Genomic DNA, 24,077 nt, shown 5'->3' with positions numbered 1-24,077 from the left:
CCCCCGCGCCAGCCCGGGCGCGGGGAACCTGTTCATGCCTGGCAGGATAGCACCACGCGCTGCAGCGCCGCGTGGGCAAAGAGCTTGCCGTTCAGGGGATGGCTGGCCAGGGCGCGCTGCCGGGTGAGCCAGCGCGCCGCCTCGGCCGCGCGGGCCGCATTCATGCGCGTCCCCACTTTGCCGGTAAGACCGGCCAGCCCCGGAAAATAGCGCGGTGGCTGGCCCGCCGCGGCCAGCATCAGGTCGGTGAACAGGCGCTGCAGGGCGTCTATCCACTCGGCGGGCGGCGCTTTTTCCAGCGATTCGGCCATGCCGCCCACATCGGGCGCCTGCCCCTGCGCGAGGGGTTCCAGCAACTGGGACAGCCAGGGCGGGCACGGCGCCTGCCCTCCCTGGGCCATGCGCAGGGCGGCCAGCGGCGCGCCGCCCGCGGCGGCCAGCCAGTCGCGCGCCGGCTCCACGTTCTGCTCGCGCAGCCAGCGCAGCGCAGTATCGGCGTCCGGAGCCGGCAGCGGCAGGCGCCGGCAGCGCGACACCAGCGTGGGCAGCAGCCGGTCAGGCGCGTCGGCCACCAGCAGGAACACCGTATGCGGCGGCGGCTCTTCCAGCACCTTGAGCAAGGCGTTGGCCGATATCACATTGAGCGCCTGCGCCGGATACAGCAGCGCCACCCGCCAGCCGCCCCGGTGGGTGGCGGTGTTGAACCAGGATTCCAGCGCGCGGATCTGGTCGATGCGGATTTCCTTGGACGGCGCGCGCTTGGACGCCGCCGTGGCCGGCTCCGCCTCCTCGGCGGCCTCGGCCTGCGCCGCCCCTTCCTCCAGCGCCACGGCTTCGGGCCGGATGCGCCGCAGGTCGGGATGGTTGCCGCTGGCGAACCAGGCGCAGGCCGCGCAATGCCCGCAGGCCAGCCCGTCCCGCGGCGTTTCGCACAGCAGGCTGGCGGCCGCGGCCACGGCGAAGTCCAGCTTGCCGATGCCCGCCAGGCCGTGCACCAGCCAGGCATGCGCGAAGCGGTCGCGCTGCCCCAGCCAGGCGCGCGCGGTGTCCAACTGCCACGGCAGGAACTGCGGAGCGTTCGCCGGCGCGGCTTCGTGCTGCGCGCCGCGCGATTCGCCCCGGGAACGGTCCGCCGGGCTCATTCCCGCCCCGCCAGCAGCGATTCCAGCCCGGCCTGCAGTTCCGCGCGGACCTCGGCGATCGGGCGCGTGGAATCGATGATGCGGATGCGGTCCGGCTCGGCGGCCGCGCGCGCGTGGTAGGCCGCGCGCGTGCGCTCGAAGAAGGCCGCGCCCTCGCGTTCGAAGCGGTCGGGCTCGCGCGCGCCGGCCAGCCGCTGGCGCGCCACGTCCAGCGGCACATCGAAGAGCCAGGTCCGGTCCGGCCTGCCGGCCCGCATCCAGGCTTCCAGCGCCGCCACGCGCGCCTCGCCCAGGCCGCGCCCCCCGCCCTGGTAGGCATAGGTCGCATCGGTAAAGCGATCGCAGACCACCCAGGCGCCGCGCGCCAGCGCGGGCTCGATGACCTGCCGCACGTGCTCGCAGCGGGCGGCGAACATGATGAGGGTTTCGGTGTCCAGGCCCATGGGCTCGGCCAGGGCCAGCGCGCGCAGCTTTTCGCCCAGGGGCGTGCCGCCGGGCTCGCGCGTGGAGACCACTTCCAGGCCCTGTGCGCGCAGGAAATCGGCGATCCAGCCGGTGTGCGTGCTCTTGCCCGCGCCGTCCACGCCTTCGAGCGTGATGAAGCGTCCGCGCGCGCTCATCGGTCCTGCCCCAGCACGTAGCGGGAAACGTTGCGGTTGTGATCGGATAGGTTCACGGAAAACTCGCTGGTGCCATTGCCCCGGGAAACAAAATACAGGAACTTGTGCTGCTCCGGCTGCACCGCCGCCAGCAGCGCGGCGCGCCCGGGCGCGGCGATGGGGGTGGGCGGCAGGCCCGGACGGGTATACGTATTCCAGGGCGTGTCGGTCTGCAGGTCGCGCTTGCGGATGCGGCCCTGGTAGGCTTCGCCCATGCCGTAGATCACGGTGGGATCGGTCTGCAACGGCATGCCGATGCGCAGGCGGTTCGTGAACACGCCCGCCACGCGCCGGCGGTCGGGGCCGTGCCCGGTTTCCTTCTCGACGATGGAGGCCAGCACCAGGGCCTCATAGGGCGTGGAGACAGGCAGGTCGGGCGCGCGCTGCGCCCAGGTGTCGCGCAGGATGCGCTGGCCCTCTTCGTAGGCGCGCCGCAGCAGTTCGTAGTCGGTGCTGCCCGGCGTGAAGACATAGGTATCGGGAAAGAACATGCCTTCGGGGTGCTTGATGTCCGAACCCAGCCGGGCCATCAGCTCCTCGTCGCTCACGCCGTCCAGCGTCTGCCTGACGTCGGGATTGGCGCGCAGCGCCTGCCGGATCTGCCGGTAGGTCCAGCCTTCCACGAAGGTGATCTGGCGCTGGGACATGTCGCCGCGCGCAATGCGTTCGAGCAGCCGCCAGGGCGTATCGCCCTCCTGCGCCTGGTAGCCGCCGGCCTTCATGAGCTTGTCGCGCTCCGACAGCCGCGCCATCCATACGAATCCGGGCTCCCAGACCTGCACGCCGGCCGCGTTGAGCGCGCGCGCCACCATGCGCGGGCTCGCGCCGGGATCCACCACGAAATCCACCTTGGGAGCCGCCAGGTGCAGCGGCCGGTGCATCCAGGTCCATGCGGCGCCCGCCAGCACGGCCGCGGCCAGCACCAGGATCAGGGACGCCCAGAGGAGATAAAAACCGAGTCGTTGCTTCTTCATAAGAGACGGAAGTGTAATGGATCGCGCGGCCCGGCCGCGGGCGCGGCCACGGCCCTTTTTTCGACCGGGACATGCGCATGCGGACGGCGCAACCCGGCTATCATCATTGCTTTGACGATAGACCGCCGGGCCCGTGCCCGATTTCCCTGCCGCCATGCATGCTTTTTACGCTTCGATTCCCGCGCGCGCCGAAGGTTGCGCGCAATGCTCGCCCCTGGACGATTTCCAGGTCGTCGCCGCGGCCGGCGCGGACGCGATTTCCTTCCTGCACGGCCAATTGACCCAGGACGTGGCCGCCCTGCCGCAAGACGCCGCGCGCCTGGCCGGCTATTGCACGGCCAAGGGACGGCTGCTGGCCACGCTGCTGATGTGGCGCGCCGCGCCCGGGCCCGACGACGCGCCCGTGCTGTATGCCCTGGCGCGCGCCGACCTCGCGCCCGCGCTGCTCAAGCGCCTGTCCATGTTCGTGCTGCGCGCCAAGGTCAAGCTGGCCGCCGCGCCGCTGCACGCGGCCGGCGTGCAGGCCGCGCCCGGCCAGCTCGCCGCGCTCGAAACCGCCGCCGGCGGCGCGCTGCCCCGCTCGCCCTGGCAGCGCGCCGACCTGCCCACCGGCACCTGGATCGCCGCCCCCGCGGCCGGCGAGCGCCTGCGCTGGTGGTGGATCGCCTCCGGCGAGCAGCTCGACGCGGCGCACGCCCTGCCCGGCGCGCTGGGCCTGGACTCCGCCGAGTCCTGGCGCGCCGGCGATCTGGCCGCCGGCATCCCCTGGATCGGCGCGGCCACGCAGGACGTGTTCATTCCGCAGACCGTGAACCTGGAGCTGATCCAGGGCGTGAGCTTCACCAAGGGCTGTTATCCCGGCCAGGAGGTGGTGGCCCGCAGCCACTACCGCGGCACGATCAAGCGCCGCATGGCCTACGGGTTGGTGGAAAGCGCGCCCGAGACGCCCGCCGCCGCGCTCGCCGGCCAGGACGTGTACGATGCCGCCCAGCCCGGCGAACCCGTGGGGCGCGTCGTGGACGCGGCCCGCGCCGGCGCCGGCCTGTCGCTGCTGTTCGAAATCGCGCTCTCCGCGCTGCACGCCGACCTGCGCCTGGGCGCGGCCGACGGCCCGCGCCTCTCGCGCCGCGACCTGCCCTACGCCATCGAGCCCGAGGCGCGCTGAGCCGCCCGCCCCGGCCGCGGCCGGGCGTATCGGCATGCCCTAGACGTTCACCCCGAAGAGCGCGCCCACGCCCGCCGTGATGGCCATGGCCAGGGCGCCCAGCACCGTCACGCGCAGGGCCGCCCGGCCCATGGGCGCGCCGCCCGCGCGCGCCGCGAGCGCCCCCAGCGCGCCCAGACAGGCGACCGACGCCCCCGTGACCCACGCCAGCACGTCGGCCAGCGGCGCGGCGGCGGCCACGGCCAGCGGCACCACGGCGCCCGCCGCGAACGAGGCCGCCGACGCCAGTGCGGCCTGCACGGGCCGGGCCCGGTTGAAAAGGGAAATGCCCAGCTCGTCGCGCGCATGCGCGTCCAGCGCGTCGTGCAGCGTAAGCTGGCGGGCCACCTGCTCGGCCAGCTCCGGCGTCAGCCCGCGCTCCACGTAGATGCCGGTAAGCTCGTCCAGCTCCTCGACGGAGTTGCGCCGCAAGGAACGCTGCTCCAGCTTGAGATCGGCGGCCTCGATGTCAGCCTGCGAGTGGACCGAGACGTATTCGCCCGCCGCCATGGAAAGCGCGCCCGCCACGAGCGCCGCCAGGCCCGACGTAAGTATGATGCCGTGGCTGACCTGCGAGGCCGCCACGCCCGTAATGAGGCTGGCGGTGGACACGATGCCGTCGTTGGCGCCCAGCACGGCTGCGCGCAGCCAGCTGCTGCGGAAAATCCGGTGATGTTCTTTGGGAGGCATGGATCCGATTGCGCGCGGCGCCCGCGAAGGACGCCCGCGCGCTCATCGCGGCGTCACACGCACCGCGGTGAGCAAGCCTACCACGCACAGCGTGGACTCGCCTTCATCTTCGGCGCGCACCTCCACCTGGCAGATGGACAGCCGCTTGCCCGGCTTGAGCACGCGGCCGCTGGCCACGAAACGCGAACCGCGCGCCGGGGCCAGGAAGTTCATCTTGAACTCCGACGACAGCACGTCCTCGCCCGGTTCGAACAGGCTGTAGGCGGCGTAGCCGCCCGCCGAATCCGCGATGGTCGTGGAGATGCCGGCGTGCAGAAAGCCGTTCTGCTGGCAGAGATCGGCGCGGTACGGCAGCACGATCTCCACCTCGCCCGGCGCCACCCTCCCAAGCCCCGCCCCGATCAGGGCCATGATGGACTGCCGCTCGAAACTCGCGCGCACCCGCTGCGCCGCATCCTGCAAAACCGTCATGCCGGTCTTCCTCCCCTTCGCCCGTCGCCATCGCGTACGAACCGCCATCCGGGCGCGGGCGGATGGCGGACAGGGCCCGTCCGGGCCTTACTCTTTCCGGAACAGGTTGACGATGCTGGAGAAATCGAGCCTGCCCGAGCCGCCCGCGCTGTGCAGCGAGTACAGGTTGCGCGCCAGCTCGCCCAGCGGAATCGAGGAGCGCGTGGACAGGGCCGCCTCGGCCGCCAGGCCCAGGTCCTTGAGCATCAGGTCCACGCCGAAGCCGCCCGCATATCCCTTGGACGCGGGCACGTGCTCCATGACGCCCGGCCAGGGGTTGTAGAGCTCGGTGGCCCAGTTGCGGCCCGAGCTCTTGGCGATGATGTCCGACAGCACCTTGGGGTCGAGCCCGTTGGCCACGCCCAGCGCCAGCGCCTCGGACGTGCCCGCCATCAGAATGCCGAGCAGCATGTTGTTGCAGATCTTGGCCACCTGGCCCGCGCCGGCCGGGCCGGCATGGAAGATGTTCTTGCCCATTTTCTCGAGCACCGGGCGGGCGCGCTCCAGCGCCGCTTCGGGGCCGCCCACGATGAAGGTGAGCGTGCCGGCCGCGGCGCCCGCCGTGCCGCCGGAAACCGGGGCATCGACCATGGCCAGGCCGCGCGCCTCGGCGGCGGCCGCGACGCGTCGCGCCGCGTCGGGCGCGATGGTGCTGCACTCGATCACCAGCGCGCTGGACGGGATCTTGCCCAGCAGGCCCTGATCGAGATACAGGCCCTCCACGTGCTTGCTCGCCGGCAGCATGGAAATCACGACATCGACGCCCTGCACCGCGTCGTCGGCCGACGCGGCCGCACGGGCGCCCGCGTCGGTGAGGGTCTTGACCGCCGCCGGCACCAGGTCGTAGACCTTCAGGTCGTGGCCGGCCTTGACCAGGTTGAGGGCCATCGGCGCGCCCATGTTGCCCAGGCCGATGAATGCAATGGTGCTCATGATGTCTTGTCTCCTGCCATTGTCGGTTTATGAATAGGGGAAATCCCGGCGCGCGTTCAGCGGCCCTGCCGGCCCAGGTCGGCCAGCGGATGCGGTTCGTCCTCGGGCCAGGGTTCGTCGAAGAACTTCTGCACCCAGGCATCGGAGGCGTCTTCCAGCGTGGCCGGATTCCAGCGCGGCTTCTTGTCCTTGTCGATGAGCAGCGCGCGTATGCCCTCGGCGAAATCGCCGTGCGCGGCGCAGGCCAGCGCCGCCACGTATTCGGCGCGGAACACGTCGTCCAGCGAGCGCAGGCGCAGTCGCTGCTGCAACGCGAAAGCCAGCCGCACCGAGCCCGGCGAACCCGCCAGCATGGTGTTGGCCGCCCGCGCCAGCCAGGGATCGTCGTGGTTGCGCAGCGCTGCCAGCTCATCGTAGATGTCGTCCAGGCGGTTGCCGCTGCACAGGCTGTTGATGAGGAAGGAATGCTGGCGCAGGTGGCCCGGCTCCAGCGGCGTCTGCGGCTCCAGCGCGGCCAGCGCGCGGCGCAGCAGGCCGTCGTTGATCGAGCGCGGCGCGATGCCGCCCTGCTCGGCCGAGGCGGCCTGGCCGGCCCAGGGCTGTTCGCGCAGCGATTCCAGCAGCCGCGGCCAGTCCTGGTGATTGAGCCGGAAATCGGCCAGGCCCGCGAAGAACGCGTCCGAGGTGTTCATCTGCGCGCCGGTCAGCGCCAGGAACATGCCGGTGCGCCCCGGCATGCGGTTCAACAGCCAGCTTCCGCCCACGTCGGGAAACAGGCCGATGGTGACCTCGGGCATGGCCAGCCGCGAAGACTCGCTCACCACGCGGTGGCTGGCGCCCATCATCAGCCCGATGCCCCCGCCCATGACAATGCCGTGCCCCCAGCAGAGCACGGGTTTGGGATAGGTATGGATGCGATAGTCGAGGCGGTATTCCTGCTCGAAGAAACGGCGCGCATAGGCATTGCCCCAAGGGCCCTTGCCCTCGTTTTCCTTCATGCTGCGGTACAGGCCGTGCAGGTCGCCGCCGGCGCAGAAGGCCTTGTCGCCCGCCCCTTGCAGCGCCACCAGCGCAACGCCGGGATCCTGCGCCCATTCTTCCAGGCGAGCCGACAGCAGCTCCACCATTTCCAGCGACAGCCCGTTGAGCGTTTGCGGCGCATTGAGGGTGGCCACGCCCAGGCGCATGCCATTGGCGGCGGTCAATTCTTCGAACAGCACGGGGACATTCATCGCAGGTCGGCTCCTTTTTCCAACAACTGGCGGGCGATGATCACACGCATGATCTCGTTGGTCCCCTCCAGAATCTGATGAACGCGAGTATCGCGCACCAGGCGCTCCAAGGGATAGTCCCGCAGGTAGCCGTAGCCGCCGTGGATCTGCTGCGCGTCCAGGCACACCTGGAAGCCCAGGTCGGTGGCGAAGCGCTTGGCCATGGCGCAGTATGTCGAGGCGTCGGGCGCGCCGGCATCCAGCTTGCACGCCGCCAGCCGCACCATCTGGCGCGAGGCCACCACGTGCGTGGCCATGTCGGCCAGCTTGAACTGCAGCGCCTGGAATTCGGCCAGGCGGCGGTTGAACTGGCGGCGCTCGTCCATGTAGCGCCGCGCCGCGTCCAGCGCGCCCTGGGCCGCGCCCACCGAGCAGGTGCCGATATTGATGCGCCCGCCGTCCAGGCCCTTCATGGCGATCTTGAAGCCCTCGCCCTCCTCGCCCAGCATGTGACTGGCGGGCACGCGCACGTTCTCGAACACGATGGGCCGCGTGGACTGGCTGTTCCAGCCCATTTTCTCTTCCTTGCGGCCATAGCTGATGCCGGCGCTGCCGGCCGGCACCGCGAAGGCGCTGATGCCCGAGGGGCCCTCGCCGCCGGTGCGCGCCATCACGACCAGCAGATCGGTGTCGCCGCCGCCCGAGATAAAGGCCTTGGCGCCGTTCAGCACATAATCGCCGCCGTCGCGCTGCGCGCGCGTGGAAAGCGAGCCCGCGTCGGAACCGGCCCCCGGCTCCGTCAGGCAGTACGACGCCAGCTTCTGGCCGCTGGCCAGCGCCGGCCCCCACTCCTGCCGCAGGCCGGGCTGGCCCCAGTTGCCGACCATCCAGGTCGCCATGTTGTGAATGGTGAGGAATGCCGTGGTCGACGGGTCCACCGCCGCCATTTCCTCGAAGACCAGCGTAGCGTCCAGGCGAGGCAGGCCCAGGCCGCCGATTTCCTCGCTGGCATAGATGCCGCAGAAACCCAGCTCGCCGGCGCGGGCGAATGCCTCGCGCGGGAAGATGCATTCGGCGTCCCAGCGCGCCGCGTTCGGCGCCAGTTCGCCCTGGGCGTAGTCGCGCGCGGCCTGCGCAAACGCGCGCTGTTCGTCGGTGAGTTCCAAATCCACAGCCTGTCTCCTCGCTGATCGTTGTCGCTTCGGGGCTGCCCGCGTCTTGCGCGCACCGGCCCCGCGATTTTTACACGAATGACGTTAACGTAAACGTAAGTGCTGACTGAAAGCCATATTACGCCAGAAGCGGCGGCGCGATTTGTCTTGTTCGTGACAATGTGCCGGCGGCGGCGGGCCGGACAGGCCCGGCGCAGGCTGGAGGCCCTTACAGCAGTCCGGCCGGCCGGATGCGGCCGTTGCGGGCCGTAGCCGCGCGGCGGTGCTCGGCGCGGCGGCGGCGCGATTCCTTGGGGTCGAAGACGAGGCCGCGATAGATTTCCACGCGGTCGCCATCGGCCAGCGCATCCTGCGGCGAGGCCAGCCTGCCGAAAATGCCCACCCCGCCCGCCAGCGGGTCCTGGCCGGGAAACGCCTGCGCATAGCCGCTGGCGGCCAGCGCGTCGGCCACCGTGGCGCCGGCCGGCAGCGTCAGCTCGCGCATCCAGGCTCGTCCCGGCTGCGCGTGGCAGACACGGACTTTCACGGTGGCGTCATTCCCCATACTTGGCCTGCGCGCGCTTGGTGAACGAATCGATGAAGCTGGTGGCGATGCGGTTGAACACGGGGCCCACCACCATCTCCAGCGGCCGGTTCGAGAATGCGTACTCCATGGTGAACAACACCTTGCAGGCGTCCTCGGCCAGCGCCTGGAATTCCCAGTGCCCCGCCAGGCTGGAAAACGGCCCGTCCACCAGTTCCAGGTCGATGCGGCGCGGGTAATCGTGCGTGTTGCGCGTGGTGAAGCGCTGCTTCATGCCCGCGAAACTGATGAGGATGGACGCCTGCATGCCGTGCTCGTCGCGGCGCTGCACCTCCGCGCCCCCGCACCAGGGCATGAACTCGGGGTACTTTTCCACGTCGGCCACCAGGTCGAACATCTGGGCGGCGCTGTAGGGCACGAGGACGGAGCGTTGGACTTTGTGCATCGGCTATCGCAAATGGCTAGAATGACGGGATTTTACCGGCACCGGGCAGTCCGGGCCGGCCCGGCCCGATCGCGCGGCGGCAAGACCGGCGACAAGAACCGGCAAGCCTTCCCGAAGATTTGAGGGATCAGACCCGCGCGATCAGCTCCCCCCGTCGGACCCGCGCGCTGCCGGCCCGCCGCAATCCGGCTTCACACTCATTCCGGCTTTATGAGCATCATCGACAACCGCAAGGCCTCACACGACTATTTCATCGAAGACCGCTACGAAGCGGGCCTCGTCCTGCAAGGCTGGGAAGTCAAGGCCATCCGCGAAGGCCGCGTGCAGCTCAAGGAAAGCTACGTCATCGTGCGCGACGGCGAGCTTTACCTGCTGGGCATGCACGTCAGCCCGCTGCCCACCGCCTCCACGCACATTCATCCCGACGCCATGCGCACGCGCAAGCTGCTGCTCAAGGCCGAGGAGATCAGCAAGCTGATCGGCAAGGTGGAACAGCGCGGCTACACGCTGGTGCCGCTCAACCTGCACTACAAGAACGGACGCATCAAGCTGGACTTCGCGCTGGGCCGCGGCAAGAAGCTCTACGACAAGCGCGACACCGCCCGCGAGAAAGACTGGCAGCGCGAGAAAGAACGCATCATGAAGCACGATACGCGCTCGCGGCGCGATAGCTGAGCCTCAGGCCGCGGCCGCCAGCGACTGCGCGGGCGCGCCCGGCCCTTCGACGCGATTGCGGCCTGCCGCCTTGGCCGCGTAGAGCGCGCGGTCGGCGCGCGCATACAGCCCCTGCAGATTCTCGCCCGGCACCCAATCCGCCACGCCCGCGCTGAAGGTGTACGAAATCGCCCCATCCGCATGGCTGCACGGCGTGCGCCTGACCGACGCCAGCAGCCGACCCGCGGCTTCCATCGCGGCCTCGGCGCGCATGTCGGGAAACAGCACGCCGAACTCCTCTCCCCCGACCCTTCCCACGTGATCGCCCGCGCGCAGCGTGGCCGTGGCGAGCAGCCCGAAATGGCGCAGCACCGCATCCCCCGCCGCATGCCCGAGCGCATCGTTGATCTGCTTGAAATGGTCGATGTCGAGCAGCATCAGCGCCAGCGGCCGGCGTGTGCGCAGGGCGTGCGCGCAGCAGCGCTCGGCCTGCAGCCACCACGCCTTGCGCGACATCAGGCCCGTCAGGAAATCGGTGTTGGCCTCCCGCTCGCGCTCGGCCAGCATGCGGTCGTGGATGATCATGATGGTGCCCATGGTGAGGCACGGCATGGCCAGCACGCTGGGCACCATGAAGACGGCGTTCCAGGCCTTGAGGTCGAGGGCATTCTGCGCCTGCATCACCTCGGCCAGGTACAGCACGGCGCGTCCGCCGCAGACCGCCGCCAGCGCCACGCCCACCCACCAGACGTAGCGGTAGCTGTAGCCGGAACGGTTGTTGGGCATGGCGCGCCGCGCCGACGCCGCCGTGCCCAGCATGAAGGCCAGCATCAGGCACGACATCGCCGCCACCCGTCGCGGCATCGACGGCGCCGCATAGGTGTAGTAGACCAGCGCGCCCAGCGCCGCCGCGCAGCACAGCGCCATCAGGCGGCGCGGCACCCGCAGCCCGAGCGCGCGCCGCAGTCCCGAGAAATAGGCGCACAGCGCCAGCGCCACGCCCGCGTTGGCCAGGATCACGCACAGCCACAGCGGCGCTTCATACTGCTGCAGCGCCAGCAGAGGCATGGACAGCACGAGCAGCACATTGGCGCGCATGGTGTCGGCGATGCCCGCCATGCCGCTGCGCGCCAGCGACCCCAGCACGCACAGCGCCAGGACCCCTGCCAGCACGGCGGTCAGCAGCAGGTGGACGGGAGCGATCATGCGCGGCGCGCCGGAACGCGGGTTCAGGGATTGCGCGTGGACTTCACGATGGTCATGGCCGAGGCGATCATGCCGCCCACGTCCGACAGATTGGCCGGAAGGATGAGGGTGTTGCCTTCCTTGGCCACGTTGCCGAACGCCTCGACGTAGCGCTCGGCCACCTTGAGGTTCACCGCCTCCATGCCGCCCGGCTGGCGCACAGCGCCGGCCACCTGCGTGATGGCCTTGGCCGTGGCCTCGGCGATGGCCAGCACCGCCGCCGCCTCGCCCTGAGCCTGGTTGATCTGCGCCTGCTTCTCGCCCTCGGAGCGGGCGATGGCCGCCTCGCGCTCGCCGGTGGCGATGTTGATCTGCTCCTGGCGGCGGCCTTCGGACGCGGCGATGAGGGCCCGCTTCTCGCGCTCGGCCGTGATCTGCGCCTGCATCGCGCGCAGGATCTCGTTGGGCGGAGTCAGATCCTTGATTTCGTAGCGCAGCACCTTCACGCCCCAGTTGAGCGCCGCCTCGTCCAGCGACGACACGATGGTGCTGTTGATGGCTTCGCGCTCCTCGAAAGTGCGGTCGAGCTCCATCTTGCCGATGACCGAGCGCAGCGTGGTCTGCGCGAGCTGCGTGATGGCGGAGATGTAATTCGACGAGCCGTAGGACGCGCGCATCGGGTCCGTGACCTGGAAGTACAGCACGCCGTCCACCTGCAGCTGCGTGTTGTCGCGCGTGATGCAGACCTGGCTGGGCACGTCCAGCGGAATTTCCTTGAGCGAGTGCCGGTAGGCCACCCGCTCGACAAAGGGAATCACGAAGCCCGCCCCGGGAGACAGCACCCGGTCGAACTTGCCCAGCCGCTCGACGACCCAGGCATGCTGCTGCGGAACGATGGCGATCGCCTTGACGACGATCAGGATGGCCAGCGCCACGATGACGAGCAGGACGATGGTGGATGTCTCGATCATGATAGAACCCTCATTACGAATGGGAAATGCGGCGCGCCCTCTTGGCGGTGCGCCCTCTTGGCGGCGCGCCCTCTTGACGGTGCGCCCTCATGGCGGTGCGCCCTCCGGCCGTGCGCTCCTCCGGGCGGCGGCCCTAGCGGCCGCCCGCCGCGTCCTTGGGGGTGAGCACCAGGCGCGTGCCCCGCAGCTCGGTGATGACGTGCTCGCCGCCGTGGGCCGGCTGCCCGGCGGCAAGCTCGGCCTGCCAGTGCGCGCCGCGGTACCAGACCCGCGCCGTGCCGTTGGCGGCCCAGGCATCGACCATGACGGTCTGGCCGATGTCCAGGTTTACGTCGGCGTTGCGGCCGGGATCGACTTCGCGCTTTTTCAGGACGCGCGCCTTGCGCAGCGCCGCCAGCCCCAGCAGCACCACCACGCCGCAGGCGACGAGCTGCCATTCGATGTGGGCGCCGAACCATGCCGCCACGCCGCCGGCGGCCAATCCGAGGGCCACCAGCAGCAGATAGAAGGTTCCCGTGGCCAGCTCCCCGATGAGCGCCAGCGCGGCCAGCCCAAGCCAAATCCACATGATGTCCGGGTCGCCTGTAAGTAGGTTGTGAGTCAGGTGATTGTACGTATTCCGGGACGGAACGGAAACGCCCGCCCTCGCACGCCGTGCATTATCATGTCCGCGTTGACCATCGGCGCCGCGGGCCGTCCCGCGCGCCCGTCGCCCTTTTCTCCCCATGACTTCTGCCGCTTCCGACCCTGTCGCCCCCCTGCCCGTGCTCATCCTGCACACCGGCGATCCCGAAGACGTCCTCAGAAACCGGTTCGGCGGCTACGCCGAACAGATGGCCCGGGCCGCCAGGCTCGAGCCTGGCGAGGCCGAGATCGTGGCCGTCCATGCCGGCCGGCTCCCCGGGCCGCCGGCCGCGTACCGGGCCGCGCTGATCACGGGCTCGCCGGCCATGGTCACCGACCTCGATCCCTGGAGCGAGGCGGCCGCCCAATGGCTGCGCGAGGCGGCCGCGGCCGGCCTGCCCATGTTCGGCGTCTGCTACGGCCACCAGTTGCTGGCCCACGCGCTGGGAGGCAAGGTCGGCTACAACCCCGCCGGCCGCGAAGTGGGTACGCAGACCATAGAACTGCAGCCCGCCGCCGCCGGCGACCGGGTGCTCGCGGGCCTGCCCCAGAGCTTCCCGGCCCAGACGCTGCACGCGCAGACCGTGCTGCAGACGCCGCCCGGCGCCACCGTGCTGGCGCGTTCCGACCTCGACGCCCACCAGATGATCCGCATCGGCCGCAACATCTATTCCACCCAGTTCCACCCGGAGTTCAGCCCCGAATTCATCCGCGCGCACCTGGAACTGCACGGCCGGGCTTATGCCGCCGAGCACCTGGACGTGCCCAATCTGGTCGCCAACGCGCGCGCCACGCCCGTGGCCTGCAGCCTGGTCCGGCGCTTTCTCGACACCTGCGCGCCCGCGAGCGCGGCGCCCCTGGCGCACGCGGCCGCCTAAGAGGGGCCAACGCGGAAAGGCGAAGCCCTGGCAGCGCAACAAGCGGAGTGCGGGCCGGGCCCGGAATTGAGATGCTCCGATCAAAGCGCGACAACGGCGGGCCCCGCCCGCCGGCGCCCCTCCAGGAGTCCAGCATGAATCAAGCCGCCGCCCTGCCGAAACAGCACACCGCCGCCATCGAGCGCGCCTGCCGCGCGCTGGAAAGCCAGGAGCCTCCCGATCTTTCCACCCTGGCCCGCGAGGCCGGCATGAGCCGCTTCCATTTCCACCGCGTTTTCAAGGCGGTCACCGGCATCACGCCCAAGGCCTATGCCGACGCCCTGCGCGCGCGCCGCGCGCGCCAGCAGCTCGACCGCAGCGCCAGCATCACCGACGCCATGTACAGCGCCGGCTTCAACTCCAGCGGCCGCTTTTACGAGGCTGCGCCCGCCATGCTGGGCATGACGCCCACCGTCTTCCGCAAGAAAGGCGAAGGCGTGGACATCCGTTTCGCGGTCGGCCAGTGCTCGCTGGGCGCGCTGCTCGTGGCCGCCACCCCTGCGGGCGTCTGCGAAATCGCCCTGGACGAAGACCCCGACAGCCTGGTGCGCGGACTGCAAGACCGTTTCCGGGCCGCCCGCCTGATCGGCGGCGATCCGGAATTCGAACGCTGGGTGGCCGCCGTGGTGGGCTTCGTGGAAGATCCGTCCGTGGGGCTGGACCTGCCCCTGGACGTGCGCGGCACGGCGTTCCAGCGCAAGGTATGGCAGGCGCTGCGCGACATCCCGCCGGGCTCGACCATTACCTATACCGAGCTGGCCCGCCGCATCGGCTCGCCGCGCGCCGTGCGCGCCGTGGCGCGCGCTTGCGCCACCAATCCCGTCGCCCTGGCCATCCCCTGCCACCGCGTCGTGCGCACCGACGGCTCGCTGGCCGGCTACCGCTGGGGCATCGACCGCAAACGCGAACTCATCGCCCGCGAAGCCCGCAACGCCCATCCCGCGCCAGACCCCGCCCGCGCCTGAAACGCGCCGCGCCAACAAAAAAAAAACGGCGCCCTCACGGGCGCCGGGGGGTTCTCGACTCAATCTCCCTCGCGCGGCCCCCGCAAGACACGAGGGCCCAAAACCAGAACGTTCCCCAAGCCGGGGGCGCGTGGATCCGGCTTTGCCGGTCCACGGCGCCTCGGCGGTGGACCGGCTACTTCGCCAGGCGCTGCCAGGTATCCACCACCGTGTCGGGGTTCAGCGACATGGAGAGAATGCCCTCGTCCTTCAGCCATTGGGCGAAGTCGGGGTGATCGCTGGGGCCCTGGCCGCAAATGCCCACGTACTTGTTGGCCGCCAGGCACGCCTTGATCGCGCGGCGCAGCATGAACTTCACGGCCTCGTCGCGTTCGTCGAAATCGGCGGCCAGCAGCTCCATGCCGGAGTCGCGGTCCAGGCCCAGCGTGAGCTGGGTCATGTCGTTGGAGCCGATCGAGAAACCGTCGAAGTACTGCAGGAACTCGTCGGCCAGGATGGCGTTGGAAGGCACTTCGCACATCATGATGAGCTTCAGGCCATTCTCGCCGCGCGCCAGGCCGTGCGCGGCCAGCAGCTTCACCACGCGATCCGCCTGGCTCAGCGTGCGCACGAACGGCACCATGATCTCGACGTTGGTCAGGCCCATTTCGTCGCGCACCTTCTTGAGCGCCTCGCATTCCATGCGGAAGCACTCGGCGAAGTCCTCGGCGATGTAGCGCGAGGCGCCTCGGAAGCCCAGCATGGGGTTCTCTTCCTCGGGCTCGTAGCGCGAGCCGCCCACCAGTTTGCGGTATTCGTTCGACTTGAAGTCGGACATGCGCACGATGACCGGCTTGGGATAGAACGCCGCCGCGATGGTGGCCACGCCTTCGGCCATCTTCTCGACGAAGAAAGCGCGCGGGCTGGCATGGCCGCGGGCGGCCGATTCCACGGCCTTCTTCAGCTCGCCGTCCACGTTCGGATAGTCCAGCACCGCCTTGGGGTGGATCCCGATGTTGTTGTTGATGATGAACTCCAGGCGGGCCAGGCCCACGCCGGCGTTGGGGATCTGCGCGAAGTCGAAGGCGAGCTGGGGGTTGCCCACGTTCATCATGATCTTCACGTCGATGGCCGGCATTTCGCCGCGGCGGACTTCCTCGACCTCGGTCTCGATCAGGCCGTCGTAGATGCGGCCTTCGTCGCCTTCGGCGCACGACACCGTCACGGACTGGCCCTCCTTCAGCACGTCGGTGGCGTTGCCGCAGCCGACCACGGCCGGGATGCCCAGCTCGCGCGCGATGATGGCTGCGTGGCAGGTGCGGCCGCCGCGGTTGGTGACGATGGCGGAGGCGCGTTTCATCACCGGCTCCCAGTTGGGATCGGTCATGTCGGTGACCAGCACGTCGCCGGCCTGGACCTTGTCCATGTCGGAAATGTCGGCCACCACGCGCACCGGGCCCGAGCCGATCTTCTGGCCGATGGCGCGGCCGGTGATCAGCACCTGGCCGGTGGCCTTCAGGCGGTAGCGCTGCTGCACGTCATGGCCGGCCTGCTGCGACTTCACGGTTTCGGGGCGCGCCTGCAGGATGTAGAGCTTGCCGTCGATGCCGTCGCGGCCCCACTCGATGTCCATCGGACGGCCGTAGTGCTTCTCGATGATGACCGCGTAGCGGGCCAGCTCGATCACTTCGTCATCGGTGAGCGAATAGCGGTTGCGTTCCGACACGGGGACGTCCACCGTGCGCACGGCCCGGCCGCCGGGGCGTTCCGGGTCGAATTCCATTTTGATGAGCTTGGAGCCGATGCGCCGGCCCACGATGGGCTGGTGGCCGCTGGCCAGCGTGGGCTTGAACACATAGAACTCGTCGGGATTCACGGCGCCCTGCACCACAGTTTCGCCCAGGCCGTAGGACGAGGTGATGAACACCACGTCCTGGAAGCCCGACTCGGTGTCGATGGTGAACATGACGCCGGCGCTGCCCTTGTCGGAACGCACCATGCGCTGCACGCCGGCCGAAAGCGCCACGTCGGCATGGGCATAGCCCTTGTGCACGCGGTACGAGATGGCGCGGTCGTTGTAGAGCGAAGCGAACACGTGGCGGATCTTGTCCAGCACGTCGTCGATGCCCACCACGTTGAGGAAGGTTTCCTGCTGCCCGGCGAACGAGGCGTCGGGCAGGTCTTCGGCGGTGGCGGACGAACGCACGGCGAACGAACCCTTGCCGTCGGCGTCCAGCGCGGCGAAAGCGTCGCGGATCTGCTTTTCGAACTCAGGGGAGAACGGCGCGTCGACGATCCACTGGCGGATCTCGGCGCCCGCCGAGGCCAGTTCGCGCACGTCTTCCGGATTCAGCGCGGCCAGCCTGTCGGCAATGCGCTTGTCCAGCCCGGAAGCCTTGAGGAAATCGCGGAATGCTTCCGCGGTGGTGGCGAAACCGCCCGGCACGCGCACGCCCGCGCCCGCGAGCTGGCTGATCATTTCGCCCAGTGATGCGTTCTTGCCTCCTACCGAGTCCACGTCCGTCATGCGGAGCTGCTCGAACGAAACGACATACGACATTGAAGTCACCTTTTACAATGGAATGAAAGCGAGTTTGGTCAGGGTATGGATCGAGCCATCCACACGCTGACCAAACTGGCCTGGAACCGCCCCTTGGGGTGACTTATCGGGGCCTGATTGTACTCGGTGGAGCACATCCGGCCATCCGCCCGGTTGGAATTTTTTACACATGACATCAAGCCCCAACGCCCGCGTCGTATACATCGTTTCGGACAGCACCGGCATCACCGCCGAGACGTTCAGCCAATCCGTGCTCTCGCAGTTCGAGGGGGTGGAATTCAAGCCCGTGCGGCTGCCCTTCGTCGACACCCTGGAAAAAGCCGCCGAGGTGGCCGCCCGCATCGACCGCAGCGCCCAGGACACGGGCGTGCCGCCCATCGTGTTCAGCACCCTGGTCAACCCCGACATCCTGGCGCGCGTTCGCCAGGCGAACGGCATTTTCCTCGACCTGTTCGGAACCTTCGTGAGCCACATCGAGCAGGCGCTGGGTCTCAAATCCAGCCATTCCATCGGCCGCTCGCACATGGCGGCCAACTCGGAAAAGTACCGCAATCGCATCGACGCCATCAACTTCAGCCTGGCCCACGACGACGGCCAGTTCGTCAACCAGCTCGACCAGGCCGACGTGATCCTGGTCGGGGTGTCGCGCTGCGGCAAGACCCCCACCAGCCTCTACCTCGCCATGCAGTACGCTGTAAAGGCGGCCAACTTCCCGCTCACGCCCGACGACTTCGAGCGCGGCGCCCTGCCCTCCACCATCGCCCCCTACCGCTCCAAGCTCTTCGGCCTGTCCATCCAGCCCGAGCGGCTGGCGGAAGTGCGCAACGAACGCCGCCCCAACAGCCGCTACGCCCAGCTCGAGCAGTGCCGCTACGAGGTGGCCGAGGCCGAACGCATGATGCGCCGCGAAGGCATCTCGTGGCTGTCCACCACCACCAAGTCCATCGAGGAAATCTCCACCACCGTGCTGCAGGAAGTCGGGCTGGACAAGGCCTGAGCCCAGAGGCGGCTCGGGCAGCCCGAGCCGGTCCGAGGTCCGAGGATGCAGGGCGCGGCGCGCCCGCTCTTGCCGGCGGGCCGCGGCCGAGGCCGGGCTCAACGCCCGCCGTGGCGCAGGGCCTGGCGGCGCTGTTCGAAGAGGCAGATGGCGGCGGCCGCGCCCACGTTGAGCGACTCCACCGCGGCCGCGTCATGCGGAATGCGCACTTTCAGGGCGGCGGCGGCCAGCAGCTCGGGCGCCACGCCTTGGCCTTCGTGGCCGAACACCCAGGCGCAGCGCCCGGGCAGGCTGCCGTCGTACAGGTCGCGCGCGCCTTCCAGGGCGGTGGCGACCAGCGGCACTTTCAGCCGCGGCAAGAGCGCGGGCAGATCCGCGTGCTCGTGGATGGCCAGCGCGAAATGCGCGCCCTGGCCGCTGCGCAGCACTTTCGGCGACCATGCCGCCGCCGTGCCCGTGGCCAGGAACACCCGCCGCACGCCCGCCGCGGCGCAAGTGCGCAACAGGGTGCCGACATTGCCGGGATCCTGGATCCGGTCGAAGAGCACGCAGTTCTCCTCGACAGCGGCCGGCATGGCCGGCGCGGGCGGGCGAACCACGAAAGCCACGCCCTGCCCGCTTTCCACACTGGCCAGCACACGCATCAGCCGCCCGTCCAGGGCCAGGCAGCGTTCGGCCGGCACCTGGCGCGCCAGGGCGGCGATTTCGGGCGCGTCCAGGCGCGCGGCGTCGAACACGGCCTGCTCGGGCGCGCCATGGCGCTGCAGCCAGGCCTGGCACAGATGCACGCCGTCCAGCAGCACGGCTTCGCCGCGTTTTCCGGCGTGCGCGGCCAGGCGAGCCAGCGCCTTCACGGCGGGATTCTCGCGCGAGCTGACGTATTTCATGCGACCAGGCCGAAAGCCTTGATGGGCGCGAAGCTGCGCCGGTGCTCGGGGCACGGGCCGTGCAACCGCAGGCGTTCCAGGTGCAGCGGTGTGCCGTAGCCCTTGTGCTGGTCGAAGCCGTACTGGGGATATTGCTCGTGCAGCCGCAGCAGATCGGCGTCGCGGGCGGTCTTGGCCAGGATAGACGCCGCGGAAATGGCCGGCACCCGCGCGTCGCCCTTGATGACGGTCTGCACGGTGCAGCCCAGCCGGGGCGCCTGGTTGCCGTCCACCAGGGCGAGCTGGGGCGCGGTGGCCAGCCCCCGCACGGCGCGCTGCATGGCCAGCATGGTGGCGCGCAGGATATTCAGGCTGTCGATTTCGGCCACGCTGGCGCAAGCCACGGACCAGGCCCAGGCTCGCGCCCGTATCTCCAGCGCCAGGGCCTCGCGCGTTTCGGCCTTGAGCGCCTTGGAGTCCGCCAGGCCGGCGATGGGACGGTCGGGATGCAGAATGACGGCCGCCGCGTAAACGGCCCCCGCCAGCGGGCCGCGGCCGGCCTCGTCCACGCCGGCGGTCACCAGCGCGGGCTGTGCGGGCGCGGAGAAAAGCTCAGGCTGCTCCATCAGCCACCTCCAGGATCGCCTGGGCCGCCAGCGCCGGCGTATCGCGCAGCAGCTCCTGGTGCAGGGCCGCGAAGCGCGATTCGATGCGCGCGGCCAGCGCCTCGTCGGTGAGCGCGGCCCAGGTCGCTTCGGCCAGTTTCTCAGGCGTGGCGTCGTCCTGCAAGAGTTCGGGCACGGCGAAATCGCGCAGCAGCACATTGGGCAGCCCCACCCAGGGCAGGTAGGGCCGCTGCTGGCCGGATTTCCAGGCCATGATGCGTCGCATCCAGGGCGAGAGCACGTAGGAGATCACCATGGGCCGCTTGTACAGCGCGGTTTCGAGCGTGGCGGTGCCGCTGGCCACCAGCACGGCGTTGCTGGCCTCCATGACCGACCAGGCCACCGGCGCCTGGCGCTCGCCTTGCGCGCCATGAAGGTCCTGGGCGGTGATGCAGCGCAGCCCGGGCACCGGGTGGCGGGCCAGGATGGCCTGGAATTCCTCGCGCCGCTGGTCGTTCACCATGGGCACCACGCACTGCAGGGCCGGATCGCGCTTGAGCAACCGCTGGGCGGCCTGCAGGAAGCGAGGGGCCAGCAGGCGGATCTCGGACGAGCGGCTGCCCGGCAGAATGGCCAGTACGCGGGCATGCGGGTCGATGCCCAGGCGTGCGCGGGCGGCGGCCCGGTCGGGCTCCATGGGGATGGCGCCGGCCAGCGGATGGCCGACATACGTCACCGGAATGCCTTCCTTGCGGTAGATCTCTTCCTCGAACGGAAACAGCACCAGCATGTGCGACACCGCGGCCTTGATCTTGTGGATGCGCTCGTAGCGCCAGGCCCAGATGGAGGGCCCCACGAAATGCACGGTGGGCGTGCCGGCCTCGCGCAGCTGCTGTTCCAGCCGCAGGTTGAAGTCGGGCGCGTCGATGCCGACGAACACCGAGGGCGGTTCGGCCAGCCAGCGCTGCTTCACGTCGCGGTACGTACCCAGCAGGCTGGGCAGCCGCTTGAGGGCGTCCACGTAGCCGAACACGGTCAGCGCATGCATGGGATGCCAGGCCTCGAAATCCTGCGCCTGCATCTGCGGCCCGCCGATGCCCGCGCAGGCCAGGTCGGGCTGGCGCGCGCGCAGGCCGGCAATGATGCGGCCGGCCAGCAGGTCGCCCGAAGGCTCGCCAGCCACCATGCCGATGCGCACGGTCATGGGCGGATGATGCCGCGCGAGGCGACGTCCAGGAAGTCGAGCATGACCTGCAGGTGCTCGGCTACCTCGGGTTCGGCCTGCTGGCGCGCGCGCAGTTCGGCGCGCGCGGCGTCCAGCGCGAGCCCGCGCCGGTAGATGATCTTGTAGGCGTCGCGCAGGGCCGAAATGGCGGCGGCCGAAAAGCCGCGGCGCTTCAGGCCCTCGACGTTGATGCCCACCGGGCGGCACGGGTTGCCCGCCGCCAGCACGAACGGAGGCGTGTCCTGCATGAGCGAGCTGTTGCCGCCCGTCATGCTGTGCGCGCCGATGCGCGAAAACTGGTGCACGCCGGTCAGTCCGCCCACGATAGCCCAGTCGCCCACGTGCACGTGGCCGCCCAGCTGCACGGAGTTGGCCAGGATGGTGTTGTTGCCGACGTGGCAATCGTGGGCGATGTGCACGTAGGCCATGATCCAGTTGTCATTGCCCAGCGTGGTGACCCCTCCATCCTGCACGGTGCCGGTATTGAAGGTCGTGAACTCGCGCACCGTGTTGCGGTCGCCGATTTCCAGCCGCGTGGGCTCGCCCTTGTACTTCTTGTCCTGCGGCATGCCGCCGATGGAGCAGTAGCGGTAGAAACGGTTGTCGCGTCCGATGGAGGTCACGCCGTCGACCACGCAATGCTCGCCGATGTGCGTGCCCGCGCCGACGGTGACGTTCGGCCCGATGACGGTGTAGGCGCCGATGACGGCGCTGGGGTCGATCTTGGCCGCCGGGTCGACGATGGCGGTAGGATGGATGTTCCCGGGCATTTACTCTTCCAGGCTGCGGATCGCGCACATCAGCTTGGCCGACGCCACTTCCTGCCCATCGACCAGGGCGCGCGCTTGGTACTTACAGATGCTGCGGCTCAGGCGCTCGGCTTCCACTTCGATGCGCAACTGGTCGCCCGGCACCACGGGGCGGCGGAAACGCGCGCCGTCGATGCCCACCAGATAATACGCCGTCTTGGAGCCTTCGCACTTCAGGCCGCCGTTTTCGTCGGTGAACGAAAACAGCGCGGACGCCTGGGCCATGGCTTCGACGATGAGCACGCCCGGCATGACCGGATGGTGCGGGAAATGGCCAGTGAAGAACGGCTCGTTGATGGAGACGTTCTTGATGGCCACGATGGACTTTCCGGGGACCATTTCGATGACGCGATCGATCAGCAGCATCGGATAGCGATGCGGCAGCCTCTCCATGATCCCCTTGATGTCGAGTTCCATTTTTGTATGAATTCCTGCGAAATGAAATGAATCGGGCGGCGCGCGCCAGGGCCGGTGCGGACCGGCCCTACTCCTTTTCCAGCGCGCGCACGCGACGGCGCAACTGCGCCAATTGTTGTATCACGGCGGCGTTGCGCTGCCATTCGCCGTGTTCCGCGTAGGGGTAGACCCCCGTGTAGCGGCCGGGCTTCGTGATGTTGGACGTCACCGCCGTGCCGCCCGAAATGTGCACGTCGTCGCCCAGCGTGAGGTGGCCCGACAGCATGGCCGCGCCGCCTATGGTGCAGCGCTCGCCGATCGTGGTCGAGCCGGCCACGCCCACGCAGGCCGCCATGGCCGTGTGGGCGCCGATGCGCACGTTGTGCGCCACCATGATCTGGTTGTCGAGCTTCACGCCGTCGGACACGACGGTGTCTTCCAGCGCGCCGCGGTCGATGGTGGTGTTGGCGCCGATCTCGACGTCGTCGCCGATGGTCACGCCGCCCAGCTGCGGGATCTTGCCCCAGGCGCCCTTGCCCAGGGTGGGATCGGGCGCGAAGCCGAATCCGTCGGCGCCCAGCACGGCGCCGCTGTGGATGATGGCGCGCGCGCCCACCTTGACGCCCTCGTAGAGGGTGACGTTGGCATGCAGCCGGCTGGACGGGCCGACGGACGAACCCCGGCCGATCACACAGCCCGGCCCGAGCACGGTGCCGCGGCCGATGCGCGCGCCCGGCTCGATGACGCAGTTCGGCCCCACGCGGACCCCGTCCTCGATCACCGCATCGGAAGCCACCACGGCGGACGGATGCACCTCGCCCGGCAGCGCGGGGCGGCGTGCGGCGTCGAACCATTGCGCCACCCGGGCGTAGAGCAGGTAGGGGTGCTTGCACACGACCAGCGCCAGGCGCTCGCCGACGCCCTGCCCGGCCAGCGCGCCGGCTGCCTCGGGCCCGACGATGACCGCGCCCGCCCGGGTAGACCCGAGCTGGCTCTGGTAGCGGGGATTGGCCAGGAAGCTGATTTCTTCCGGGCCGGCGGATGACAGGGTGCCGATGCCGCGGACCCGAATCGCGTCCGCGCCGGAATGGCCGCCGATGCGCCAGTCCAGACCCTGGGTGTTGACGGCGCTCAGCAGCTCGTGAAGCGTGGGCGCGCGGGCATGATCCAGCAAGACCGGCATGGCGTGCGGATGCGGCTTACTTGCCCAGGCTCTGGATCACCTTGTCGGTGATGTCGATGCGGGGGTTGACCGTCACGGCGTCCTGGATGATCAGGTCGTAGTTTTCCTGCTCGGCGATGCGCTTGATGGCTTCGTTGGCCTTGGCCACGATGGCCGAGAATTCCTCGTTGCGGCGACGGTTGAAGTCTTCCTGGAATTCGCGGCGCTTGCGCTGCAGGTCGGTGTCCAGGTTGGACAGTTCGCGCTGGCGCTTCACGCGGTCGGATTCCGACAGCACGGGCGCGTCCTTGTCGAACTTCTCGGCCTGTGCGCGCAGATTGGAGCTCATGCGCTGGAGCTCGTCATCGCGCCTCTTGAATTCGGATTCGATCTTGCTTTGCGCCGTCTTGGCCGGGCCCGATTCGCGCAGGATCCGTTCCGTGTTCACGAAGCCGATCTTGGTGCCTTGCGCCTGGGCGGGAACCGCCGCCGAACCGAGAAGGAGCGCACCTACCAGAGCCAGCGAGCCGCCCAGCTTGCCCAGGCGCTTGCCGCCCGGAACGTTCGAGGATTTAAGTGCGAAATCAGACATCATGAAAATCTCACCTTCGAGTAAGGCAAAGCCAAAGTGTGTATTGTGCCACTAAACCGCAGGGGAGCCGGATCGGCGCCCCCTGCCCTTGTTTTCAAGCGTAACGG

Annotated in this window: 26 protein-coding genes; 5 read left to right on the top strand and 21 right to left on the bottom strand. The window is 69.4% G+C overall.

What is annotated here, in order from left to right:
* Window positions 1-32: 32 nt before the first annotated feature.
* The 3 genes from holB to mltG are packed head-to-tail and all read right to left on the bottom strand — an operon-like array spanning window position 33 to window position 2,775.
* Window positions 33-1,142, bottom strand: coding sequence for a DNA polymerase III subunit delta' (gene holB, locus NGJ44_RS08800; RefSeq protein WP_251863709.1), 1,110 nt, complete (start codon window positions 1,140-1,142; stop codon window positions 33-35).
* Window positions 1,139-1,762 carry a dTMP kinase gene (gene tmk / locus NGJ44_RS08795; protein WP_251863708.1) on the bottom strand — a complete coding sequence of 208 codons (624 nt, stop codon included), beginning with the start codon at window positions 1,760-1,762 and terminating at the stop codon, window positions 1,139-1,141. The genes holB and tmk overlap by 4 nt, the downstream gene beginning before the upstream one ends.
* Complete coding sequence (gene mltG, locus NGJ44_RS08790) at window positions 1,759-2,775, bottom strand: endolytic transglycosylase MltG (protein WP_251863707.1); 1,017 nt, start codon at window positions 2,773-2,775, stop codon at window positions 1,759-1,761. Before mltG ends, tmk begins: the two co-directional genes overlap by 4 nt.
* 154 nt (window positions 2,776-2,929) lie before the next feature.
* Between mltG and ygfZ the strand changes: the two genes are divergently transcribed.
* Entirely contained in the window at window positions 2,930-3,940 is a 1,011-nt protein-coding gene (gene ygfZ, locus NGJ44_RS08785) for a CAF17-like 4Fe-4S cluster assembly/insertion protein YgfZ (protein ID WP_251863706.1), read from the top strand.
* 39 nt (window positions 3,941-3,979) lie between these two features.
* On the opposite strand, the gene NGJ44_RS08780 is transcribed toward ygfZ, so the two are convergent.
* The 7 genes from NGJ44_RS08780 to NGJ44_RS08750 all read right to left on the bottom strand — a co-directional run bounded on the left by NGJ44_RS08780 (window position 3,980) and on the right by NGJ44_RS08750 (window position 9,463).
* On the bottom strand, window positions 3,980-4,669 hold the full coding sequence (locus NGJ44_RS08780) for a VIT1/CCC1 transporter family protein (RefSeq protein ID WP_251863705.1): 690 nt from the start codon (window positions 4,667-4,669) through the stop codon (window positions 3,980-3,982).
* Between the two features lie 42 nt (window positions 4,670-4,711).
* Window positions 4,712-5,140, bottom strand: a complete 429-nt coding sequence (locus tag NGJ44_RS08775; RefSeq protein ID WP_251863704.1) for a PaaI family thioesterase — start codon at window positions 5,138-5,140, stop codon at window positions 4,712-4,714.
* A gap of 87 nt (window positions 5,141-5,227) precedes the next feature.
* Window positions 5,228-6,112, bottom strand: a complete 885-nt coding sequence (gene mmsB, locus NGJ44_RS08770) for a 3-hydroxyisobutyrate dehydrogenase (RefSeq protein ID WP_251863703.1) — start codon at window positions 6,110-6,112, stop codon at window positions 5,228-5,230.
* A gap of 56 nt (window positions 6,113-6,168) precedes the next feature.
* The gene (locus tag NGJ44_RS08765) at window positions 6,169-7,344 is read right to left on the bottom strand and encodes an enoyl-CoA hydratase/isomerase family protein (protein ID WP_251863702.1); all 1,176 of its coding nucleotides are present in this window, start codon (window positions 7,342-7,344) and stop codon (window positions 6,169-6,171) included.
* A complete protein-coding gene (locus NGJ44_RS08760; protein WP_251863701.1) occupies window positions 7,341-8,495 on the bottom strand; it encodes an acyl-CoA dehydrogenase family protein in 1,155 nt (384 codons plus the stop codon). Before NGJ44_RS08760 ends, NGJ44_RS08765 begins: the two co-directional genes overlap by 4 nt.
* A gap of 208 nt (window positions 8,496-8,703) precedes the next feature.
* Window positions 8,704-9,039 (bottom strand): RnfH family protein, encoded by a 336-nt coding sequence (locus NGJ44_RS08755; protein WP_251863700.1) that lies wholly within the window; start codon window positions 9,037-9,039, stop codon window positions 8,704-8,706.
* Window positions 9,029-9,463 (bottom strand): type II toxin-antitoxin system RatA family toxin, encoded by a 435-nt coding sequence (locus NGJ44_RS08750; RefSeq protein WP_053245251.1) that lies wholly within the window; start codon window positions 9,461-9,463, stop codon window positions 9,029-9,031. The genes NGJ44_RS08755 and NGJ44_RS08750 overlap by 11 nt, the downstream gene beginning before the upstream one ends.
* 210 nt (window positions 9,464-9,673) lie before the next feature.
* On the opposite strand from NGJ44_RS08750, the gene smpB reads away from it, so the two are divergent.
* The gene (gene smpB / locus NGJ44_RS08745; protein WP_053245250.1) at window positions 9,674-10,138 is read left to right on the top strand and encodes an SsrA-binding protein SmpB; all 465 of its coding nucleotides are present in this window, start codon (window positions 9,674-9,676) and stop codon (window positions 10,136-10,138) included.
* Window positions 10,139-10,141: 3 nt separating this feature from the next.
* On the opposite strand, the gene NGJ44_RS08740 is transcribed toward smpB, so the two are convergent.
* The 3 genes from NGJ44_RS08740 to NGJ44_RS08730 form a co-directional block, all read right to left on the bottom strand.
* Entirely contained in the window at window positions 10,142-11,323 is a 1,182-nt protein-coding gene (locus NGJ44_RS08740; protein ID WP_251863699.1) for a sensor domain-containing diguanylate cyclase, read from the bottom strand.
* Between the two features lie 23 nt (window positions 11,324-11,346).
* Entirely contained in the window at window positions 11,347-12,273 is a 927-nt protein-coding gene (locus NGJ44_RS08735; RefSeq protein WP_053245249.1) for an SPFH domain-containing protein, read from the bottom strand.
* Between the two features lie 133 nt (window positions 12,274-12,406).
* Window positions 12,407-12,841 carry an NfeD family protein gene (locus tag NGJ44_RS08730; RefSeq protein ID WP_251863698.1) on the bottom strand — a complete coding sequence of 145 codons (435 nt, stop codon included), beginning with the start codon at window positions 12,839-12,841 and terminating at the stop codon, window positions 12,407-12,409.
* 157 nt (window positions 12,842-12,998) lie between these two features.
* On the opposite strand from NGJ44_RS08730, the gene NGJ44_RS08725 reads away from it, so the two are divergent.
* A complete protein-coding gene (locus NGJ44_RS08725) occupies window positions 12,999-13,775 on the top strand; it encodes a glutamine amidotransferase (RefSeq protein ID WP_251863697.1) in 777 nt (258 codons plus the stop codon).
* Between the two features lie 134 nt (window positions 13,776-13,909).
* Window positions 13,910-14,779: a bifunctional transcriptional activator/DNA repair enzyme AdaA gene (locus NGJ44_RS08720; RefSeq protein WP_251863696.1), complete on the top strand. Its 870-nt coding sequence runs from the start codon at window positions 13,910-13,912 to the stop codon at window positions 14,777-14,779.
* Between the two features lie 175 nt (window positions 14,780-14,954).
* Here NGJ44_RS08720 and ppsA read toward each other — a convergent pair whose 3' ends face one another.
* Window positions 14,955-17,318 (bottom strand): phosphoenolpyruvate synthase, encoded by a 2,364-nt coding sequence (gene ppsA / locus NGJ44_RS08715; protein WP_053245252.1) that lies wholly within the window; start codon window positions 17,316-17,318, stop codon window positions 14,955-14,957.
* Between the two features lie 169 nt (window positions 17,319-17,487).
* On the opposite strand from ppsA, the gene ppsR reads away from it, so the two are divergent.
* Window positions 17,488-18,315 carry a posphoenolpyruvate synthetase regulatory kinase/phosphorylase PpsR gene (ppsR, locus tag NGJ44_RS08710; protein WP_053245253.1) on the top strand — a complete coding sequence of 276 codons (828 nt, stop codon included), beginning with the start codon at window positions 17,488-17,490 and terminating at the stop codon, window positions 18,313-18,315.
* Between the two features lie 98 nt (window positions 18,316-18,413).
* Here ppsR and NGJ44_RS08705 read toward each other — a convergent pair whose 3' ends face one another.
* From NGJ44_RS08705 to NGJ44_RS08675, 7 genes are all read right to left on the bottom strand, one after another.
* Window positions 18,414-19,202, bottom strand: a complete 789-nt coding sequence (locus tag NGJ44_RS08705) for a TrmH family RNA methyltransferase (RefSeq protein ID WP_251863695.1) — start codon at window positions 19,200-19,202, stop codon at window positions 18,414-18,416.
* Entirely contained in the window at window positions 19,199-19,807 is a 609-nt protein-coding gene (gene rnhB, locus NGJ44_RS08700; protein ID WP_053245254.1) for a ribonuclease HII, read from the bottom strand. The genes NGJ44_RS08705 and rnhB overlap by 4 nt, the downstream gene beginning before the upstream one ends.
* Complete coding sequence (gene lpxB / locus NGJ44_RS08695) at window positions 19,794-20,990, bottom strand: lipid-A-disaccharide synthase (RefSeq protein ID WP_251863694.1); 1,197 nt, start codon at window positions 20,988-20,990, stop codon at window positions 19,794-19,796. Before lpxB ends, rnhB begins: the two co-directional genes overlap by 14 nt.
* Window positions 20,987-21,781 (bottom strand): acyl-ACP--UDP-N-acetylglucosamine O-acyltransferase, encoded by a 795-nt coding sequence (lpxA, locus tag NGJ44_RS08690; RefSeq protein WP_053245255.1) that lies wholly within the window; start codon window positions 21,779-21,781, stop codon window positions 20,987-20,989. The genes lpxB and lpxA overlap by 4 nt, the downstream gene beginning before the upstream one ends.
* Window positions 21,782-22,237: a 3-hydroxyacyl-ACP dehydratase FabZ gene (fabZ, locus tag NGJ44_RS08685; RefSeq protein ID WP_053245256.1), complete on the bottom strand. Its 456-nt coding sequence runs from the start codon at window positions 22,235-22,237 to the stop codon at window positions 21,782-21,784.
* A 67-nt stretch (window positions 22,238-22,304) separates the two neighbouring features.
* A complete protein-coding gene (lpxD, locus tag NGJ44_RS08680) occupies window positions 22,305-23,399 on the bottom strand; it encodes a UDP-3-O-(3-hydroxymyristoyl)glucosamine N-acyltransferase (protein WP_251863693.1) in 1,095 nt (364 codons plus the stop codon).
* A 16-nt stretch (window positions 23,400-23,415) separates the two neighbouring features.
* A complete protein-coding gene (locus NGJ44_RS08675) occupies window positions 23,416-23,973 on the bottom strand; it encodes an OmpH/Skp family outer membrane protein (RefSeq protein ID WP_053245257.1) in 558 nt (185 codons plus the stop codon).
* Between the last annotated feature and the right edge of the window lie 104 nt (window positions 23,974-24,077).

The sequence above is a fragment of the Achromobacter sp. Marseille-Q4962 genome, assembly GCF_943737005.1.
Lineage (GTDB): Bacteria > Pseudomonadota > Gammaproteobacteria > Burkholderiales > Burkholderiaceae_B > Achromobacter.
Note: the sequence above shows the minus strand (reverse complement) of the source record. Positions and strands in the feature narration are given on the sequence as shown.

Excerpts from the sequence above, each read along its gene's own strand:
- NGJ44_RS08735 (WP_053245249.1), bottom strand. The coding sequence starts at position 12,273 with ATGATCGAGACATCCACCATCGTCCTGCTCGTCATCGTGGCGCTGGCC.
- NGJ44_RS08720 (WP_251863696.1), top strand. The coding sequence starts at position 13,910 with ATGAATCAAGCCGCCGCCCTGCCGAAACAGCACACCGCCGCCATCGAG.
- holB (WP_251863709.1), bottom strand. The coding sequence starts at position 1,142 with ATGAGCCCGGCGGACCGTTCCCGGGGCGAATCGCGCGGCGCGCAGCAC.
- lpxA (WP_053245255.1), bottom strand. The coding sequence starts at position 21,781 with ATGCCCGGGAACATCCATCCTACCGCCATCGTCGACCCGGCGGCCAAG.
- NGJ44_RS08775 (WP_251863704.1), bottom strand. The coding sequence starts at position 5,140 with ATGACGGTTTTGCAGGATGCGGCGCAGCGGGTGCGCGCGAGTTTCGAG.
- lpxB (WP_251863694.1), bottom strand. The coding sequence starts at position 20,990 with ATGACCGTGCGCATCGGCATGGTGGCTGGCGAGCCTTCGGGCGACCTG.
- ppsR (WP_053245253.1), top strand. The coding sequence starts at position 17,488 with ATGACATCAAGCCCCAACGCCCGCGTCGTATACATCGTTTCGGACAGC.
- NGJ44_RS08675 (WP_053245257.1), bottom strand. The coding sequence starts at position 23,973 with ATGATGTCTGATTTCGCACTTAAATCCTCGAACGTTCCGGGCGGCAAG.
- lpxD (WP_251863693.1), bottom strand. The coding sequence starts at position 23,399 with ATGCCGGTCTTGCTGGATCATGCCCGCGCGCCCACGCTTCACGAGCTG.
- NGJ44_RS08730 (WP_251863698.1), bottom strand. The coding sequence starts at position 12,841 with ATGTGGATTTGGCTTGGGCTGGCCGCGCTGGCGCTCATCGGGGAGCTG.
- NGJ44_RS08765 (WP_251863702.1), bottom strand. The coding sequence starts at position 7,344 with ATGAATGTCCCCGTGCTGTTCGAAGAATTGACCGCCGCCAATGGCATG.
- NGJ44_RS08750 (WP_053245251.1), bottom strand. The coding sequence starts at position 9,463 with ATGCACAAAGTCCAACGCTCCGTCCTCGTGCCCTACAGCGCCGCCCAG.
- NGJ44_RS08725 (WP_251863697.1), top strand. The coding sequence starts at position 12,999 with ATGACTTCTGCCGCTTCCGACCCTGTCGCCCCCCTGCCCGTGCTCATC.
- rnhB (WP_053245254.1), bottom strand. The coding sequence starts at position 19,807 with ATGGAGCAGCCTGAGCTTTTCTCCGCGCCCGCACAGCCCGCGCTGGTG.
- mmsB (WP_251863703.1), bottom strand. The coding sequence starts at position 6,112 with ATGAGCACCATTGCATTCATCGGCCTGGGCAACATGGGCGCGCCGATG.
- ppsA (WP_053245252.1), bottom strand. The coding sequence starts at position 17,318 with ATGTCGTATGTCGTTTCGTTCGAGCAGCTCCGCATGACGGACGTGGAC.
- tmk (WP_251863708.1), bottom strand. The coding sequence starts at position 1,762 with ATGAGCGCGCGCGGACGCTTCATCACGCTCGAAGGCGTGGACGGCGCG.
- smpB (WP_053245250.1), top strand. The coding sequence starts at position 9,674 with ATGAGCATCATCGACAACCGCAAGGCCTCACACGACTATTTCATCGAA.
- ygfZ (WP_251863706.1), top strand. The coding sequence starts at position 2,930 with ATGCATGCTTTTTACGCTTCGATTCCCGCGCGCGCCGAAGGTTGCGCG.
- NGJ44_RS08740 (WP_251863699.1), bottom strand. The coding sequence starts at position 11,323 with ATGATCGCTCCCGTCCACCTGCTGCTGACCGCCGTGCTGGCAGGGGTC.
- NGJ44_RS08780 (WP_251863705.1), bottom strand. The coding sequence starts at position 4,669 with ATGCCTCCCAAAGAACATCACCGGATTTTCCGCAGCAGCTGGCTGCGC.
- NGJ44_RS08755 (WP_251863700.1), bottom strand. The coding sequence starts at position 9,039 with ATGGGGAATGACGCCACCGTGAAAGTCCGTGTCTGCCACGCGCAGCCG.
- fabZ (WP_053245256.1), bottom strand. The coding sequence starts at position 22,237 with ATGGAACTCGACATCAAGGGGATCATGGAGAGGCTGCCGCATCGCTAT.
- NGJ44_RS08705 (WP_251863695.1), bottom strand. The coding sequence starts at position 19,202 with ATGAAATACGTCAGCTCGCGCGAGAATCCCGCCGTGAAGGCGCTGGCT.
- mltG (WP_251863707.1), bottom strand. The coding sequence starts at position 2,775 with ATGAAGAAGCAACGACTCGGTTTTTATCTCCTCTGGGCGTCCCTGATC.